Raw genomic sequence first — 15,479 nt, forward strand, 5'->3', positions numbered from 1 at the left:
CGTCGGCCGACAACACCACGGCGTCCGCGATCGACGGGAACAGCAGATCAGCTGAACCGCAAGGTCGTCCGCGCCCCGAGCTGTCAGCCCACCCACTCGGCCGGGGAGCCATTTTCAGGCAACCTCACAGACCCGTCCCAACAACCTCTGTCAGTTCGGTGTGCGAGGGTCCCTACGTGATCAACAAGGACGACCATCCGTTCGCTGATCCCTCGCCGACGCCTGGGACGGAGTGGGCCACCCACGTTGCGACGGACCCGGTGAAGGCGCTGGAGATGTTCGTGCGCGCCTGGCACCCGGCACGACAGAGGGAATTGAAGCCCACGGCCGAAGCCGGTGCAGCGAGGAGCCAGGAGCTGCCGATGGCACTGGCGGCTCTCTGCGACCTGGTCCGTCGCCATCCGACGCTTCAGGATCTTCCGCACCATCTGCTTGTGCCGCCGACGGTGTCGGGTCCGGACCGCGATCGGCTGGTCTTCGCGTCCGAGAATCAGGGCTGCCGCCACTGGGGCGTGCCCTTGCCGCTCACCGGTGAGCCCGACCCGCCCGTCTGGCGCATCGAAAACCCTTATGACCCACATGAGACCGAGACGAGGGTCGAGGGCGAACCACTCAGCGGCTTCCTCCTCCAATACGTGCTGTGCCTGACCGAGCTCAACGCCGCTTGCCAGGCCTGGAGCCATGTCGTTGCTGTCGAGCACCTCACCCCCTTGCTCGACCAGTTCCGCCGAATCCCGCTGAAGCCCTTTTCAATGACCTACACAGACGGTGAGACGCACTGCGTGGGCCCGGGAATGCTTGCCGCTGTCCTGGTCGACCAGGCCGAGGCGGTGGTGTCCCTTCATGCCAGGCAACCCGCAGTATTGGAGCCGTTCCGAGACGCCCTTGCATGGCGCCACTTCATGGGCGAGGAACTGCCGAAGCGCAGCGATCCGGGAACCGAGGGCACCGATGCCGTGACCGTTCCGGACGGCCGCCACACGGCGGCCGGGAAACCGACCTGTGGACCACCGGATTGCCGCGGCCAGGACCAGTGGACCGGTGGCGATGCCACCGACCCGCCCTTCTGAGCAGCTTCGCCGGCAGAGCAGCGACAGGGCGGGGCAGCGGTGGCGGACCCGCATCGGCCGGCGCGGTGCTCCGGGGTGTTGCTTCTGGCGTGCCCCGCTACGCCTCGTTGTAGCGTCGGTCCCGCAGTCCGCGCCGGCCGCGCGACAACAAGCGCCCCTGGGCGGCAAGGTGGCGGGAGGCGGTGGACGGACAATCAGAGGCGTGCCACCGAGCAGCACGGCGTCGGCACGCGAACGCCTGGGTACGGGACCGGGGCGGTGGCAGGGAGGCGCGGCACGGCGGCGCCCGGGAACGGGACGGCGCAGGGTACCCGTGGTCCGGCACGGCCAGCGGCGGCGCCTGGGCCGCAGACGGCGGAGCGGAGGCCGATGGTGGGGCGGGGCGGCGCACAGGCGCTCGCAACTCACGGTGTGACCCGGCCCCGTGTCTTGGGGTTGCACGGGTGGGGGGCGGGGCGGTTCGGCGTGAGTGGGGTCGGCCTGGGTCCGGTCGGTATGGGTCCTCGCGGTCATACGGCCGCCTTCGCGGAGAGAAGCTCACGGCCGCGGATCGACGGCGCGAGAACCAGTTGCGCCACCGCGGCCACGACACACAGGGCGGCACACGACAGCCAGAGCACGGGCGCGCCGAGGATCAGGAGCCGGGTGCCGACCACGGGGGCGACGAGGAAACCGGTGCCCCATGCCATGCCGAGCAGGCCGTTGTAGCGGCCGCGAAGGTGGGCGGGGGCGAGGTCGGCGACGATGGACGCGGTGACCGCGAAGACGAGCACCTCGCCCAGACTCCACACCGCGATCGCGAGGCCGTACACCGCCGTGCTGGACGCGACGGCCACGACCGCGTTGCCGCAGGCTGCCACCGTGAAGCCGAAGGCGAGCACCCGGCTCTTGTCGAAGGAAGCGAGCCGGTGGCCGATGAGAGGCTGCACGGCGATGACGACGATGCCGTTGACGCCCATGACGATGCCGTACGCCCCGCTGGACAGCCCGCTGCCGCTCATCGCCAGCGGCAGGGTGGCGAACGCCTGCTGGAACACCGTGGCGTACAGCACGACGACACCGGCGAACGCCAGCATGACCGTGTCCCCGAGGACGGTGCGGAACGTGCCCTCCAGGCGTTCACCGCCCGGCCGGTGCGTCTCCGGGACGGCGAACCAGACGAGCAGGCCGAAGACGGCGCAGGCCACCGCGTCGACCCAGAAGAGGAGATGGAATCCGCGGGTCGCCAGGTAACCGCCCATCACCATGGCGGCGGAGAAGCCGAGGTTGATGGACCACAGCAGGAGCCCGAAGGCGCGTGTGCGGTCACCGGCCGGTACGGCGTCGGCGACCAGGGCCTGAGATGCCGGCCGGAACAGGTCGATGGTGACGCCGAGCGCGAAGCCGCAGGCGCTGATGGCGGGAAGGCTCTCGGCGTGGCCGAGGGTGAGCAGCACGGCGCCGTTCGCGATCATTCCGCCGGTGAGCGCGATCCTGCGACCGAACCGGTCGGTGATGATCCCGCCGAGCGGCTGGGAAATGACGGACCCCACGCCGACGGCCGCGAGGATCAGCCCCGTGGTGGCGATGGGCACGCCCCTCACCTCGGTGAGGTAGAGGCTCAGGAACGGATTCACCATGGCGCCGAGCCGGTTGACCAGCGTGCCGCACCAAAGCACCCAGAACGCGCCGGGCAGGCCACCGACCCGGACGGCGACGAAGGTCCGCCACCGTGCCCGGCCGCCGTCCGGGGGCGTACCGGTGCCAGGGCTGTTCATCGTGGTCATCGTTCTCCCGGAACGGGCGCGGTGGCGGCGGTCGGAGCAGGCGCGGGTTCGGAGGCCGCTGACGCGGCCAGGGCCGCCCGGTCAACCTTGCCGTTGGTCGTCGTGGGCAGTGTGTCGAGGAGGCGTATCTCCCGCGGCACCATGTAGGCGGGCAGGGTCCGCGCGCAGAACTCCCGTAGGTCGCCCGCCGTCGGCCGGGAGTCGCGGGCCGCCATGACGACGAAGGCGGCAAGCCGGCTGCCTCCGCCCGGCTCCGGCAGGGGCAGTGCGGCGGCCGCGGTGGCACCGGGAAACTCCATCAGGCGGCGCTCCACCTCGCCCAGTTCGACACGGTTGCCATTGATCTGCACCTGGGAGTCGGTGCGGCCGCAGAAGTAGAACTCGCCCTTCTCGCCCTGGACCGCCAGATCCCCGGTGCGCAGCACCAGTTGCCCGGACTGCGGGCACAGCGGGTCGGGGACGAGCGCTGTGCGGGTGGCCTCGGGGTCGTCCCAGTAGCCGGAGAAGAGGGCGGGGCTGCGCAGGTGGATCTCGCCGGGTGTCCCGGGGTGGTCGACGACCCTGCCGGACTCGTCGACCAGCAGCATCTCGGCACCGGGGTGCGCCACCCCGATGGAGAGGCGCTCGACGTCCTCGGGCAGGGGGTCGGGTACGTCCTCGAAGGAGCAGGCCATCGACTCCGTGGCGCCGTAGCAGTTGACGATGCGCGTCCCTGGGCGCAGTTGCTGCAGCCGCCGCAGCTCCGGCAGCGGGAACTCCTCACCGCAGAAGAGGACGCCGCGCAGGTGGTCGAGGTCCGCAAGGCGCTCGGGCTCGTGGCGCAGGACCTGCCGCCAGATCGACGGTACGCCGTTGACCTGGGTCGCCTCGGTGTCGCGCAGTACCCGCAGGAAGTGCCGTGGCCAGCGCACCAGTGCCTGCGGTACGGGGACGACGGCGGCGCCGCTGCCCAGGGCCAGGCCGATGTTGAGCAGCGAGAAGTCGAACTGGAGGGGCGAGGTGCTGGCGATCCGGTCGCCTGGACGCGCGATGTCGTGGGCCAGCATGCCCCGGTAGAAGGCGACCACGGCGCGATGGCTCATCACCACGCCCTTGGGGCGGCCGGTGGTCCCGGAGGTGAAGATGATGTAGGCGGGGTCGGTGACGGTGGGCGTCCGGCGCCTGCGGGGCGCGGGGGCGGGGCGTCGCTCCCCGACGATGCCGCCGGCTCCGAACCGGGCGGTGGCGAAGCCGGGAGGCAGGTCCTCGCGCTTGCCGTCCTGCGCCTGGAGATGCAGGGCGGGCCGTGCGGTCCCGATCAGGGAGAGCAGCCGCTCCCGCGGTGTCTCGGGGCTCACCGGTACGAAGGTGAGACCCGCGCGGGAGCAGGCGAGGAGCAGCGCGATCGAGTCGGCGGTCACCTCGGCCTCCAGCAGCACACGGGAGCCGATCTCCAGCTCCAGTGCATCGAGTTCACGGGCGTAGAGAGCCACGCGGCTGCGCAGGTGCGCGTAGGTGGTCACGGTGGTTGTCCCCGGCCGGCCGGACTCGACGACCGCGGGGCTGTCGGGGTTGTGGCGGGCGGGGGCGAGCAGGAAGTCGTGGAGGAACTCGCCGGTGGCTGAGGGCAGGGCGCCCGGTGGGTGCGTCACGTCCATGTCCTTCTCTCCCGCGCTGTCGTGTGTCGTGCGTCGTGCGTCGTGCGTCGTCGGCGTCGCGGTCGTGCGGCGCGCCGGAACCACGAGGGCCACAATTCCGCTTTACGGAATACGGATTCCATCGTCCGATGAACGTTTTCACACCCACCCGCCTGAACGCCAGTCCCGCCCGGCCGCACCGCGGGGCGGTGCGGATGGCTCGCCGTGGACGCGGAGGCGATCACCGCCCGGCGCGGGCGAGCGCCTCATGTGGGCCTGGTTTCCCGGGCATTGGAACCTCTCAGTCCGATTCGGCGACCACGCGGGGAGGCGAGTCGAGCCTGGACAGGCTTCGGTGCCATGTGGCAGGTTGAAGGTCGAACGGAAATCGTATTCCGCATTGCGGAACTACCCTGACGTGGAGTGTGAATGACCGAGGCAGGCCCCCTGTCCCTAGGGCAGCTCTCGGTGTGGCACGACATCCGGGACCTGCCGCCCGCACGAAGGCACGAGCCCAACAACGCCGCGGTATGGGCCCTCCCGCCCGGCGTCGGTGTGGAGGCGGTCCGCGCCGCCGTTCACACGCTGGCCCTGCGTCACCCCTCCCTGCGGACGCGCTATGACGTGAACGACCCCGACAACCCACGCCAGTTGTCCCCGGACGATGGCGTCCACGCGTCGGTCGACCTCACCGACGGCAGTGACGGCGGTGCGGAGCGGGCGGAAGAGACCGCCCTCGCCCTGGCCGCACGCCCCTTCGACCTGGGTCGTGAACATGGCTGGCGCGCCCGGCTGTTGACCCGAGGCGGCGCACCGTCGCACCTGTTGTTCGTCAAGCACCACATCGTCGCCGACGCCTGGGCCCAGGAACAGTTGCACCAGGAACTGCTGAGGGAACTCACCGCGCCCGGACGGCTCGGGCCACCCCCGCACGGACCCGCCGATCTGGCGGCGGACCAGTACGGCCCCGCCGGTCAGCGGCGACAGCTGGCCGCGCTCGCCCACTGGGAGCACGTGCTGAGCCGCGCCCCGTCGGCCGGGCTCCCGCGTGACGCCGACGCGCCGGGCACCGTCCTACAGGCCACCCTGCGCTCCGCCCCCGCCCGGACCGCCGCACGTGCGATCGCCGCACGGGAAGGCGTCTCCGTCGCCGGCGTCGTCCTGGCCGCCTTCGCGGGCGCCGTCGCCCGCCGCTGCGATGTCGGCGACACGGTCATGGGCAGCGCCAGTGGCAGCAGCGGCAGCGGCAGCGGCAGCGGCAACGGCAACGGCAACGGCAACGGCAACGGCAACGGCAACGGCAACCGACTGATGGTGCAGTTGATGAGCGCCAACCGCTTCACCGCGCGCTGGCGGGATGTCGTGACCTCCATGAACCAGTGGGTACCCGCCCTGATCGAACACACCGACTCCGCCTTCGCCGACCTGGCGCGCGCCGCCCACTGGAGCGCACTGGCCGCGTTCCGGCACGGGGTGCACGACGTCAGGGCGGTCGCGGCGCTCCGCGCCCGTGTCCCGCACGTGCCCGAGCCCGCCTGCGCGTTCAACTTCGTGGCCGTACCGCCCGGTGCGGGGGGCACGGCCGGCGGCGGTGCGGCCACCGGCCCCGAGGGCGAGGCCACGCTGGTGTGGGAGGAGCCCTTCACGACCATCGGCCCGCGCTGCTACGCACGGGCGGTGGAGGACGAGCACGCCCTCTCGGTCCGTCTCACCGCGAAGGACCTGCGGCGTGAGACGTGCGCCGCTCTGCTGGGAGACCTGCACGAGACGCTGCTGACCGCCGCCGGACGAGTGTGAGGCGCTTCCTACGTGACCTCTCACCGCTGTCCGATACGTCGTCGTGCCGTGTGTCCACCCGACCGGAACAGACGCCGCGCCGAAGACCGGCGCACCCGGTCCGTCACGCAGGCCCCGCGCCTGTCCGCGCGTCCCCGCCCCGGCCCCCGGCCCTCCCCCGTACATCGTCGCCGTTCCAGGAGGTTCCCGTGCCCGAGCACGTGATCGTGATACACCGGTGGACCGACCGTTACGCCGACTACGCGGGGTACGTCGACCACGCGGTTCACCGGGTCAGCTACGTCACCACCGAATCCGCCGTGCGCCATCTCCCCGTCGAACAGGCCGCCGGTGTCCGGCTCGTGGACAGCACCGAGGACGCGAAGGCGGTACGCGAGGCCGTCGACGGGCTGACGGAACAGATCGGCCCGCCGACGCGGATCGCAGCCCTCCAGGAGACCGACCTGGACCTGGCGGCCCGTCTGCGTGACGAGCTCCGCCTTCCTGGGCCGGGCGAGGAGGAACTGCGCCCGCTGCGGGACAAGCTCCTCATGGCACGGCGGCTGCACGCGGCCGGCGTGCCGGTGCCGGCCACCGCGGAGGCCGGCGACCACGGTGCCGTCGCCGCTTTCGCCGCCGAGCACGGCTGGCCGGTGCTGGTGAAGCCCCGGCGGGGCACGGCCAGCGCCGGCATCACACGGCTGGACACGGCCGAACAGCTCGCACGGTACGTCCTCCCGGACGACACCGACATGCTCGTCCAGCCGTGGGTTCCGGACGAGGTCCTGCACGTCGACGGCCTCTTCACCGGCGAGGACCTGGGCCCCTGGCGGGCCTCGCGCTACCTGAACACCTGCCTCGACTTCACCACGGGCAGTGCCCTCGGCTCGGTCGAGATCGACGACCCCGAGCTTCTCGCCGGGGTCGGCGAGATCACCCGCGCCGCCGCCCGGGCGCTGCTGTGCGGCCCCTCGGTGTTCCACCTGGAGCTCTTCGCGAGCGACGGCGGCGCGCTCACCGTGCTGGAGATGGCCGCCCGGCCGGGCGGCGCCGAAGTGCCCTTCGTGTGGCGGGACGTGCACGGCATCGATTTGATGGCGGTCGCGTTCGCCCACCAGACGGGCAACCCCGACCCGACCCCGGTCGCGCTCGCCCGTCCGGCCGCCGTGGCCGGCTGGCTGCTCGTGCCGCCTTCCGTCCCGATGCCGTGCCGGGTGGAAGCGGTCACCATCCCCGAGGACAGCGGTGCCTACGCCCACGCCGTGCCCGAGGCCGGCGCGCTGATGAAGGGCGGCGGGTACGAACACGCCGGGGCGCGGTTCCGGTTCTCCGGGACGAGCAGCGCCGGGGTGGCGGCGGCGATCCGCCGCACGGCCGAGCGGACGCGGCTCACCTGCGCTCCGGTGGACTCCGGCGCACCCGCCCGTCTGGTCGTCGTGGGCTGCGGCAACCCGCCCTACCGGCGGTACGCACTGGACAGCGCGGCCGCGCACGTGGAGACGGCGCTCGTACAGCCGGGCGACATCGACTGGCAACGCGCGTACGTGGCGGACCGGTTCCGGGCCGCCGACACCTCCGATGCGGACGAGACGACCCGGGCCGTCGCCGCGCTGCTGACCGGCCGGTCCGGTCCGGGAGCGGTGCTCACCTGGGACGAGACCCTGCTGGACACCACCGCGGAGGTCGCCCGCCGGCTCGGGTTGCCGCACATGAGCCCGCGCGCCGTGCGCGGCTGCCGCGACAAGCTCACCACCCGGCGGGTCCTCACCGCCGCGGGCGTGCCGTCCGCCGGCTTCCGGCATGTGCGCGGACGCGACGAGGCCCTGGCGGCGGCCGAGACCCTGGGCCTGCCCGTGGTCGTCAAGCCCCGGGCGCTGGCCGGCAGCATCGGGGTCGTCGTGGCGGGAAGCGCCGAGCAGGTCGCCCACGCCTACGACCAGGCGGTTTCCTCATGCTTCCCCGGCATCGACCGGCTCGACGGGGCGATCGTAGAGAGTACCTCGCGGGGCCGGAGATCAGCGTCGACTGCGCCGTGAGCGGCGGCGAGGTCCAGGTGATGAACGTGGCGCACAAGCGCCTCGGATTCGCGCCGTACTTCGAGGAGGTCGGGCACCTCGTCAAGCCCTGGCACCACGAGCCGTGGGCCGACGAAGTGCGGGCCATGCTCATGGCGGCTCACGACGCCCTCGGCATCCGTACCGGCGTCACCCACACGGAACTGCGGCTCACCGAGGCCGGACCGCGCATCGTGGAGGTGAACGGCCGGCTCGGCGGGGACTTCATCCCGCTCCTCGGCCGGCTCGCCACGGGTGTGGACCAGATCGCCGTGGCCGCCGACATCGCGCTCGGCCGCGTCCCCGCCCCGGCGCGCACCCATGACCGGTGCGCCGAGGTCCGGTTCGTCTACCCCGACCACGACGCCGTCGTCCGCTCGCTGGACCTCGACCGGGCGGCGGCTCAACCCGGCATCGAACGCGCCGTCGCCCTCGCAGGGCCCGGGACGGTGCTCCGGCTGCCGCCACACGGCATCGTGCCGCGCCTCGCGGCGCTGGTGGCCGTGGGCGACACCCCGCAGGAGTGCGCGACCGCCCTGGACAGCGCGCACCGGAGGGTGCGCTGCGCACTCGACCCGCTCGGCGCGCCCGGCGACGCGCCACGCCCCTGACACCGCAACACCCGCAGCACCCGCACACCCGCACACCGGCAACACCCGCAGCACCCGCAGCACCCGCAGCACCCGCAGCACCCGCACACACACCGACCACATCCGGCACTCCGGCCGCACGGCCCGACCGGCCCCGGGGAAGAGGAAAGGAACCCGCTCCATGTGGATTCTGGGCGTCAACGCGCCGCCGACCGGCTGGCACGACACCGCCGCCTGCCTCGTCAACGGTGACGGCGAGATCGTCGCCTTCTCCGAGGAGGAGCGGATCAACCGCCGCCGCCACTCCCTCTACCGCAAACCGCTGAACGCCGCCCGGTTCTGCCTGGAGCAGGCCGGCATATCGGCGTCCGACATCGACGTCGTCGCGGTCGGCTGGGACGGGGAGCAGCTCTACCCGTGCCGTTTCACCGATGACGCCGACTTCCTCGCGTACGCGGTCGGCCTGGACTTCGGCACCCGCACACCGGAGGTCGTCCGCGTGCCGCACCACCAGGCGCACGCCGCGTCCTCCTTCCACGCCTCGCCGTTCCCCAAGGCCGGCGTCCTGGTGATCGACGGGCACGGTGAGAACGAGTCCTCGACGATCTGGACGTATGAGGAAGGTGCGCCGCCGCGCCTCGAACGCAGCTGGCAGCGCACCTCTTCGCTCGGCTACGCCTACGACGCCGCATCCACCTGGCTCGGCTTCTCCTTCCTCAACGCCGGCAAGACGATGGGCCTGGCCGCCTACGGGCGTGCCGCCGGCCTGGAGGTCGAGCCGCTGGTCGACCTCCAGGGTGACGACTTCCGGCTCGCCGTCGAACCACTGGTGGAGAACACGGGCCGGGCCACCGCCGAGGAGATCAAGGAGCAGTACGAGACCGTCGTCGGCCGCTGGCGCGAGCGCTACACCGCCATCGCCGGAACGGACGCGCCGACCCTGCCCGAAGGGCGCCTCGCCGAGGACCCGAAGGCGGTGCTCGTCGCCTACACCGCGCAGCGCATCATCGAGGAGACGGTCACCCATCTCGCCTCGCTCACCCGGAAGACCGCCGGGGTCGAAGCGCTCTGTCTCAGCGGCGGCGTCGCCCTCAACTGCAGCACCAACGGCACCCTGTCCGGCCCGCTGTACGTGCCGCCCGTGCCGCACGACGCCGGTGTGGCGCTGGGCGCGGCCTGGACCGTCCGCCCGCCCAAGGTGCGCACGGCGGCGCTCAGCCCGTACCTGGGCACGGACATCCACGGCTCCGGCCTCGCCGGACGCGGCGAGCCGGTGGACACCTCGGGCCTGCTGCGGTCCTCCCTGGACATCGACGAGGTGACGGAACTGCTGCTCGGCGGCGCCGTCGGGGCGGTCGCCCAGGGCCGCGCCGAGGTGGGCCCACGGGCGCTGTGCCACCGGTCGATCATCGCCGTACCGGACACCGCGGGCGTCAACACACGGGTGAACACCATCAAGAACCGCGAACAGTGGCGCCCCTTCGCGGGCGTGACCCGCCCCGGCTACGGCGCCCGGCTGTGGGAGCAGCAGGAGTACCTGAGCCTGTACATGCTGGGCGCGGCGCGCGCCACCGAGCTCGGCCGCGCGGTCGCCCCTGGGGTGGTGCACGTCGACGGCACCACCAGGCCGCAGGTGCTGCACGGTGACGAGGCGCCGGCGGTGGGCGCGGTCCTGGACGCCATGGAGGCGCAAGGGGCGCCGCCGGTGCTGCTGAACACCTCGTTCAACGACCGGGGCGAGCCCATCGTGAACACCGCCGGGGACGCGGTGGCCGCGTTCCGCTCCATGGACCTGGACTTCCTGGTGCTCGGTGACGAGCTGTACCGCAAGGCGGACGGGCCGGGGGGTGCGCGCTGATGCCGGCCGGCGCCGTGGAGGCCGAGCGGTTCCGGGCGTACGGGCCCCGCCACATCGACGAGATCGCCGCGCGCCACGGTCTGTCCGACGAGATCCGCGAGACCGTGCGCCGGGTCTCCCTGGTGCTGCCCTTCCGGGTCAACGCGTACGTGCTGTCCGAGCTGATCGACTGGGAGCGGGTGCCCGAGGACCCGATGTTCCAGCTCACCTTCCCGCAGCCGGGCATGCTCTCCGCGGCGGACGAGGAGCAGTTGGCCAAGCTGTCGGCCGACCGTGCGGACCGGCTGCTGCTGCGGGACGCGGTGAAGGAGATCCGCGCCCGGCTCAATCCGCACCCGTCGGGCCAGCAGCAGCTCAACGTGCCCCGCGATCCGGGCGGCGCCGAGGTGCCCGGACTCCAGCACAAGTACCGCGAGACCGTGCTCTACTTCCCCGGCCAGGGACAGACCTGTCACGCCTACTGCACCTACTGCTTCCGGTGGGCGCAGTTCGTCGGCGACGCGGACCTGCGCTTCGCCGCACCCGACCCCTCCGGCCTCCTCGGCTACCTCGGTGCGCACCCCGAGGTGAGCGATGTTCTTGTCACCGGTGGCGACCCGATGGTGATGTCGACCGAGCGGCTGCGCGGCCATCTCGAACCCCTTCTGGCGGTCGGCACGGTGGACACCATCCGCATCGGCACCAAGTCGGTGGCGTACTGGCCGCAGCGCTTCGTCACCGACCAGGACGCGGACGAGGTGCTGCGGCTGTTCGAGCGGGTGGTCGCGGCGGGCAAGCAGCTCGCCGTCATGGCGCACTTCAGCCATCCGCGCGAGCTGGAGACAGGCCTGGCCCGCACGGTGCGCGGCCCGGATCCGCTCCACCGGCGCGGTGGTCTACTGCCAAGCGCCGCTGATCGCGCACGTCAACGACGACGCGGCTGTCTGGAGCGCGCTGTGGCGGGCCGAGCTCGCGGCGGGCGCGGTGCCGTATTACCTGTTCGTGGAGCGGGACACCGGGCCGCACGACTACTTCAAGGTGCCGCTCGCGCGGGCCGTGGACATCTTCTCCGCCGCCTACCGCACACTGCCCGGACTCGCCCGCACGGTGCGCGGCCCGGTCATGTCGGCCACGCCCGGCAAGGTGGTCGTCGACGGGGTCGAGGAGACCGGCGGGAGTTCCTTCTTCCGGCTTCGGATGCTCCAAGCGCGCGATCCGGCCCTGGTGGGCCGGCCCTTCCGGGCCCGCTGGTCGGCGGACGCCTCGTGGCTGGACGAGCTCGAGCCGGCCCCCGGGACCCCCCGTGACCTCGCCGCCGCCGTGTGGGGCGAGGCCGATCCCTCGCCCGAACCGGACCATGTCGAAAGGAGCCGGACGTGAGCACGTTCCTCCTGCTTCCCCCTTCCCCGAACCTGGCGCTGAACCAGCTGGTCGACGAGCGCACGGCCGCGGGCGAGTCCCTGGTGCACCTGGCCTTCGGGGAGGCGAGGTTGCCGGTGCTCCCCCAGCTGGCCGAGCAGTTGTCGGCCGGCGCGGCCCGCGCCGCGTACGGTCCCGTCGCCGGCGGTGCGGGGGTACGCCGGTCCGTGGCCGGCTACTTCACCAGGCGCCGCCTGCCCACCGAGGCGGACCGGGTCGTGGTGGCCCCGGGCAGCAAGCCGCTGCTGATGGCACTGCAACTGGCCGTCCCGGGTGATGTGCTGCTGCCCCGGCCGGCCTGGAACACCTACGGCCCCCAGGCCGAGTACGCCGGCAAGCGCGTCTTCGGTGTACCCGTCCCGGACGGTTGCGGCGGCGTACCCGAACCCGGGGCTCTGCGCGAAACCCTCCGGCAGGCCAGGGCCGACGGGCACGACCCGCGGTTGCTCGTGCTGACCCTTCCGGACAACCCGACCGGGACGCTCGCCCCGCCGGCCCTCGTGCGGGAACTGGCCGCGCTCGCCCGGGAGGAGGAGCTCCTGATCGTCTCGGACGAGATCTACCGGGACGTCGTGCACGACCCCGGCGCCACTCCCTTCCTCAGCCCGGCGGAGGTGGCCCCCGAGCGCACGGTCGTCACCAGCGGCCTGTCCAAGTCCCTCGGTCTCGGCGGCTGGCGCATCGGCGTCGCGCGCTTCCCGGCCGGGGAGACGGGCGCGCGGCTGCGTGACGCCGTGGTGTCGGTCGCCAGTGAGATGTGGTCCACGCTCGCCGGACCGATGCAGCAGGTGGCCGAGTACGCCTTCGCCGAACCCCCCGAGATCACCGAACGGCTGCGGGCCTCCGCCCGACTGCACGGCGCGGTGGCGCGGGAGGTGCACCGCATCGCCGTCGAGGCGGGCGCCCTGTGCCGTCCACCGGCCGGCGGGTTCTACGTGTACCCGGACTTCGAGCCGCTGCGGGCCACGCTCGCCGGCCGGGGCGTCACCGACTCGACGGCACTGGCCCGCCGCCTCCTCGACGAGTCCGGCATCGTCGTCCTGGCCGGGCACCTGCTGGGCGACGAGCCGCGGGCGCTGCGCTTCAAGGCGGCCACCAGCCTGCTGTACGGGGATGAGAAGCAGCAGCAGCAGGCGCTGGAGTCGGACGATCCGGTCGGCCTGCCGCACATCGCCGGCCAACTGGACCGGATCGCCGAGGGATTCGCCCGGCTGGCGCGGTAGGCCCGCGCCCACCGCCCGACCACTCTGTGAAGGACACACGTTGAAGGAACTCGACCCCACCACCGCCTCCTTCGGGGAACTCGCCGCGGCGGCGCGGCGGCTGCTGACCGGCCTCGGCCGGCTCCAGGACGCCGACGTCGCCGCGCCCTCCCTGCTGCCCGGTTGGACGCGCGGCCATGTCCTGAGCCACCTGGCCCGGCAGGCCCCGGCCCTGGAGCGGCTCCTGGAGTGGGCGCGCAGCGGAGTGGAGACCCTGCAGTAGACCGACCGGCAGGCCCGTGACGCCGAGATCGAGGCAGGCGCCCGACGGCCGGCCGCGGTCCTGATCGTGGACGTCCGGGACACCGCGGCGCACTTCCAGCGGACCGTCGAGGAACTGCCCGCTCCCGCCTGGAACGCGACCATCAGGCCGTTCACCGGAGAGCTGTGCACCCCGCGCCGCGTCCTGGTGATCCGGCTGCGCGAACTGGAACTGCACCATGTGGACCTGGCGATCGGCTACGGCTTCCACGACATCCCCGAGACCGCCCGGAACATCGTCCTCGACGACATCCTCGGCTACTACGCCGAGGCCGATGGCGTACCGCAGTTCGAGCTGCGCGACGGCACGGACGCGGAGCTGGCGCGGTTCGGTACCGGCGGGCCCGTCGTGTCGGGCGATCGCGCCGACATCCTGGCGTGGCTGTCCGGACGGGCGCCCGGTGACGCCCTGGAGAGCACCGGGCCGCTTCCGGGGCTGCCTCCGTGGATCTGAGACCCGGTCCTCTCCCGCCCCACGCATCGCTGGCGCCGTACGGGTGGTTCGCGAAGCCCGCGTTCTCCGGACCGGCCACTCCCGCACCCGCGTGATGCGTGAACCGGCGTCACTCCGAGCCGACGTCACTCCCGACCCGGCGTCACTCCCGAACTCCCGTCATTCCCGAACCCGAGGACTGTGCAACGACATGGCCGACACCGCTCAACCGGAGCGTTTCGAGCTCGACTCGCTCCATACCGGTCTCCTCGACTGCGTTCAGGTCAATCTGGCCGTACTCGCCGACCACGCCCATGGCCCGGGCACGCATCTGCGGCTCGGCGCGCACCTCGGTTTCGCCTGGTGGCCGGCGGACGACGGGCTGCCGACGGTCGATCCGCCGCTGGACGTCCAGCTGGACGCGGCGAGCGCGCTCCTGGCCCTGCGGCCGGTGCGCAGGGAGCGGCTGCCCCGTGAGGGCCTGCTCGACGCGGTGCGGCGGCGCGGCGGTACGCATTACGTGGTGGCCGACGCCTACAACCTGCCCTGGCTGCCCTACCACGGCCAGGCGCACATGGACCACAGCTTCCTCCTCTCCGCCGGGCCCGGGGGCTGGCACGTGACGGACGGGTACCGCATCCAGACGCAGTGGGGCGCGGCCGTGCCGGGCTCCTGGGTCTTCTCCTCGCAGGAACTGGCGGGGCTCGGTCCGGCCGAGGTCATCGCGTTCGAAGCGGTGGCTCGGGGGGCGGACGCCGCCCCGCCGCCCACGGCGTACGCGGCCGGGGACGCCGACGCGGTGGCGTCGTACCTGGCCGCGTACGAGGCGTGCGCGGACCGGGCGCTCGCCCTGGAGCGGCTCACCGCCGAGACGTGGCTCCTGGCCCGGGCGCGCAAGCTGCACGCCGCGTACCGGGCCCGGTTCGCGGGGCGCGAGGAGGACGACGCCGAGCGGAACCTGCTGGCCGCCTGGGACAAGGTGGTGGAGCAGACGTATCTCGCGCACCGACGTGTCGGCCGGGGCCGGGCCGAGCCGCCGGGCGTGGTGGACCGACTGCGGGCGGTACTGGCCGACGAGGTGAAGGTCTTCGGCGAGACGGCCCCCGGCCGGGGTGCGGCGGCCGGCGCCCCGGCCGCCGCACCCGGCGAAGCGGGGGGCGAGTCCCTGCGCCGCCGCGTGGCCGCCGTCGCCGCCGCCGTGCTGGGGGTGGACGAGGAACCGCTGCTCCGGGGGGCGGAATTCGAGTCGTTCGCCTCCTTCAGCTCCTTCCGGCTCGTCGAGATCATCGAACGCGTCGAAGGCGAACTCGGCCGGGAGCTGGACGCCGACGAGCTCGTGCCCGAGAACCTGCGCCGGGTCGAGGACCTGTGCCGTATCGCCCGCTGAACCCGCCC

9 protein-coding genes and 2 pseudogenes are annotated in these 15,479 nt (G+C 72.8%); 9 read left to right on the plus strand and 2 right to left on the minus strand.

Going from position 1 to position 15,479, the window contains the following annotated elements:
* The first annotated feature begins 176 nt into the window (after positions 1-176).
* Positions 177-1,070: a hypothetical protein gene (locus ABT360_RS19335; RefSeq protein WP_351817529.1), complete on the plus strand. Its 894-nt coding sequence runs from the start codon at positions 177-179 to the stop codon at positions 1,068-1,070.
* 509 nt (positions 1,071-1,579) lie between these two features.
* Here the strand turns inward: ABT360_RS19335 and ABT360_RS19340 are convergent.
* Together ABT360_RS19340 and ABT360_RS19345 are read right to left on the minus strand one after the other, a co-directional pair.
* Positions 1,580-2,827 carry an MDR family MFS transporter gene (locus ABT360_RS19340; protein WP_351817532.1) on the minus strand — a complete coding sequence of 416 codons (1,248 nt, stop codon included), beginning with the start codon at positions 2,825-2,827 and terminating at the stop codon, positions 1,580-1,582.
* A gap of 5 nt (positions 2,828-2,832) precedes the next feature.
* Positions 2,833-4,473, minus strand: coding sequence for an AMP-binding protein (locus tag ABT360_RS19345; protein WP_444852278.1), 1,641 nt, complete (start codon positions 4,471-4,473; stop codon positions 2,833-2,835).
* Between the two features lie 408 nt (positions 4,474-4,881).
* Here ABT360_RS19345 and ABT360_RS19350 point away from each other — a divergent pair, with 408 nt between their 5' ends.
* From ABT360_RS19350 to ABT360_RS19385, 8 genes and pseudogenes are all read left to right on the plus strand, one after another.
* The gene (locus ABT360_RS19350; RefSeq protein WP_351817538.1) at positions 4,882-6,249 is read left to right on the plus strand and encodes a condensation domain-containing protein; all 1,368 of its coding nucleotides are present in this window, start codon (positions 4,882-4,884) and stop codon (positions 6,247-6,249) included.
* A gap of 188 nt (positions 6,250-6,437) precedes the next feature.
* On the plus strand, positions 6,438-8,264 hold the full coding sequence (locus tag ABT360_RS19355) for an ATP-grasp domain-containing protein (protein ID WP_351817540.1): 1,827 nt from the start codon (positions 6,438-6,440) through the stop codon (positions 8,262-8,264).
* A complete protein-coding gene (locus tag ABT360_RS19360; RefSeq protein ID WP_351817542.1) occupies positions 8,261-8,893 on the plus strand; it encodes an ATP-grasp domain-containing protein in 633 nt (210 codons plus the stop codon). Before ABT360_RS19355 ends, ABT360_RS19360 begins: the two co-directional genes overlap by 4 nt.
* 160 nt (positions 8,894-9,053) lie before the next feature.
* Positions 9,054-10,730 (plus strand): carbamoyltransferase C-terminal domain-containing protein, encoded by a 1,677-nt coding sequence (locus ABT360_RS19365; protein ID WP_351817545.1) that lies wholly within the window; start codon positions 9,054-9,056, stop codon positions 10,728-10,730.
* Positions 10,730-12,089, plus strand: a pseudogene (locus ABT360_RS19370) (KamA family radical SAM protein). Before ABT360_RS19365 ends, ABT360_RS19370 begins: the two are co-directional and overlap by 1 nt.
* The gene (locus ABT360_RS19375; RefSeq protein ID WP_351817548.1) at positions 12,086-13,351 is read left to right on the plus strand and encodes a pyridoxal phosphate-dependent aminotransferase; all 1,266 of its coding nucleotides are present in this window, start codon (positions 12,086-12,088) and stop codon (positions 13,349-13,351) included. Before ABT360_RS19370 ends, ABT360_RS19375 begins: the two are co-directional and overlap by 4 nt.
* Positions 13,242-14,105 (plus strand): annotated as a pseudogene (locus ABT360_RS19380) (maleylpyruvate isomerase family mycothiol-dependent enzyme). Before ABT360_RS19375 ends, ABT360_RS19380 begins: the two are co-directional and overlap by 110 nt.
* Positions 14,106-14,295: 190 nt before the next feature.
* The gene (locus ABT360_RS19385; RefSeq protein ID WP_351817551.1) at positions 14,296-15,471 is read left to right on the plus strand and encodes a hypothetical protein; all 1,176 of its coding nucleotides are present in this window, start codon (positions 14,296-14,298) and stop codon (positions 15,469-15,471) included.
* Positions 15,472-15,479: the final 8 nt, after the last annotated feature.

Source organism: Streptomyces sp. NPDC000229 (genome assembly GCF_040300825.1).
Taxonomy (GTDB): domain Bacteria; phylum Actinomycetota; class Actinomycetes; order Streptomycetales; family Streptomycetaceae; genus Streptomyces.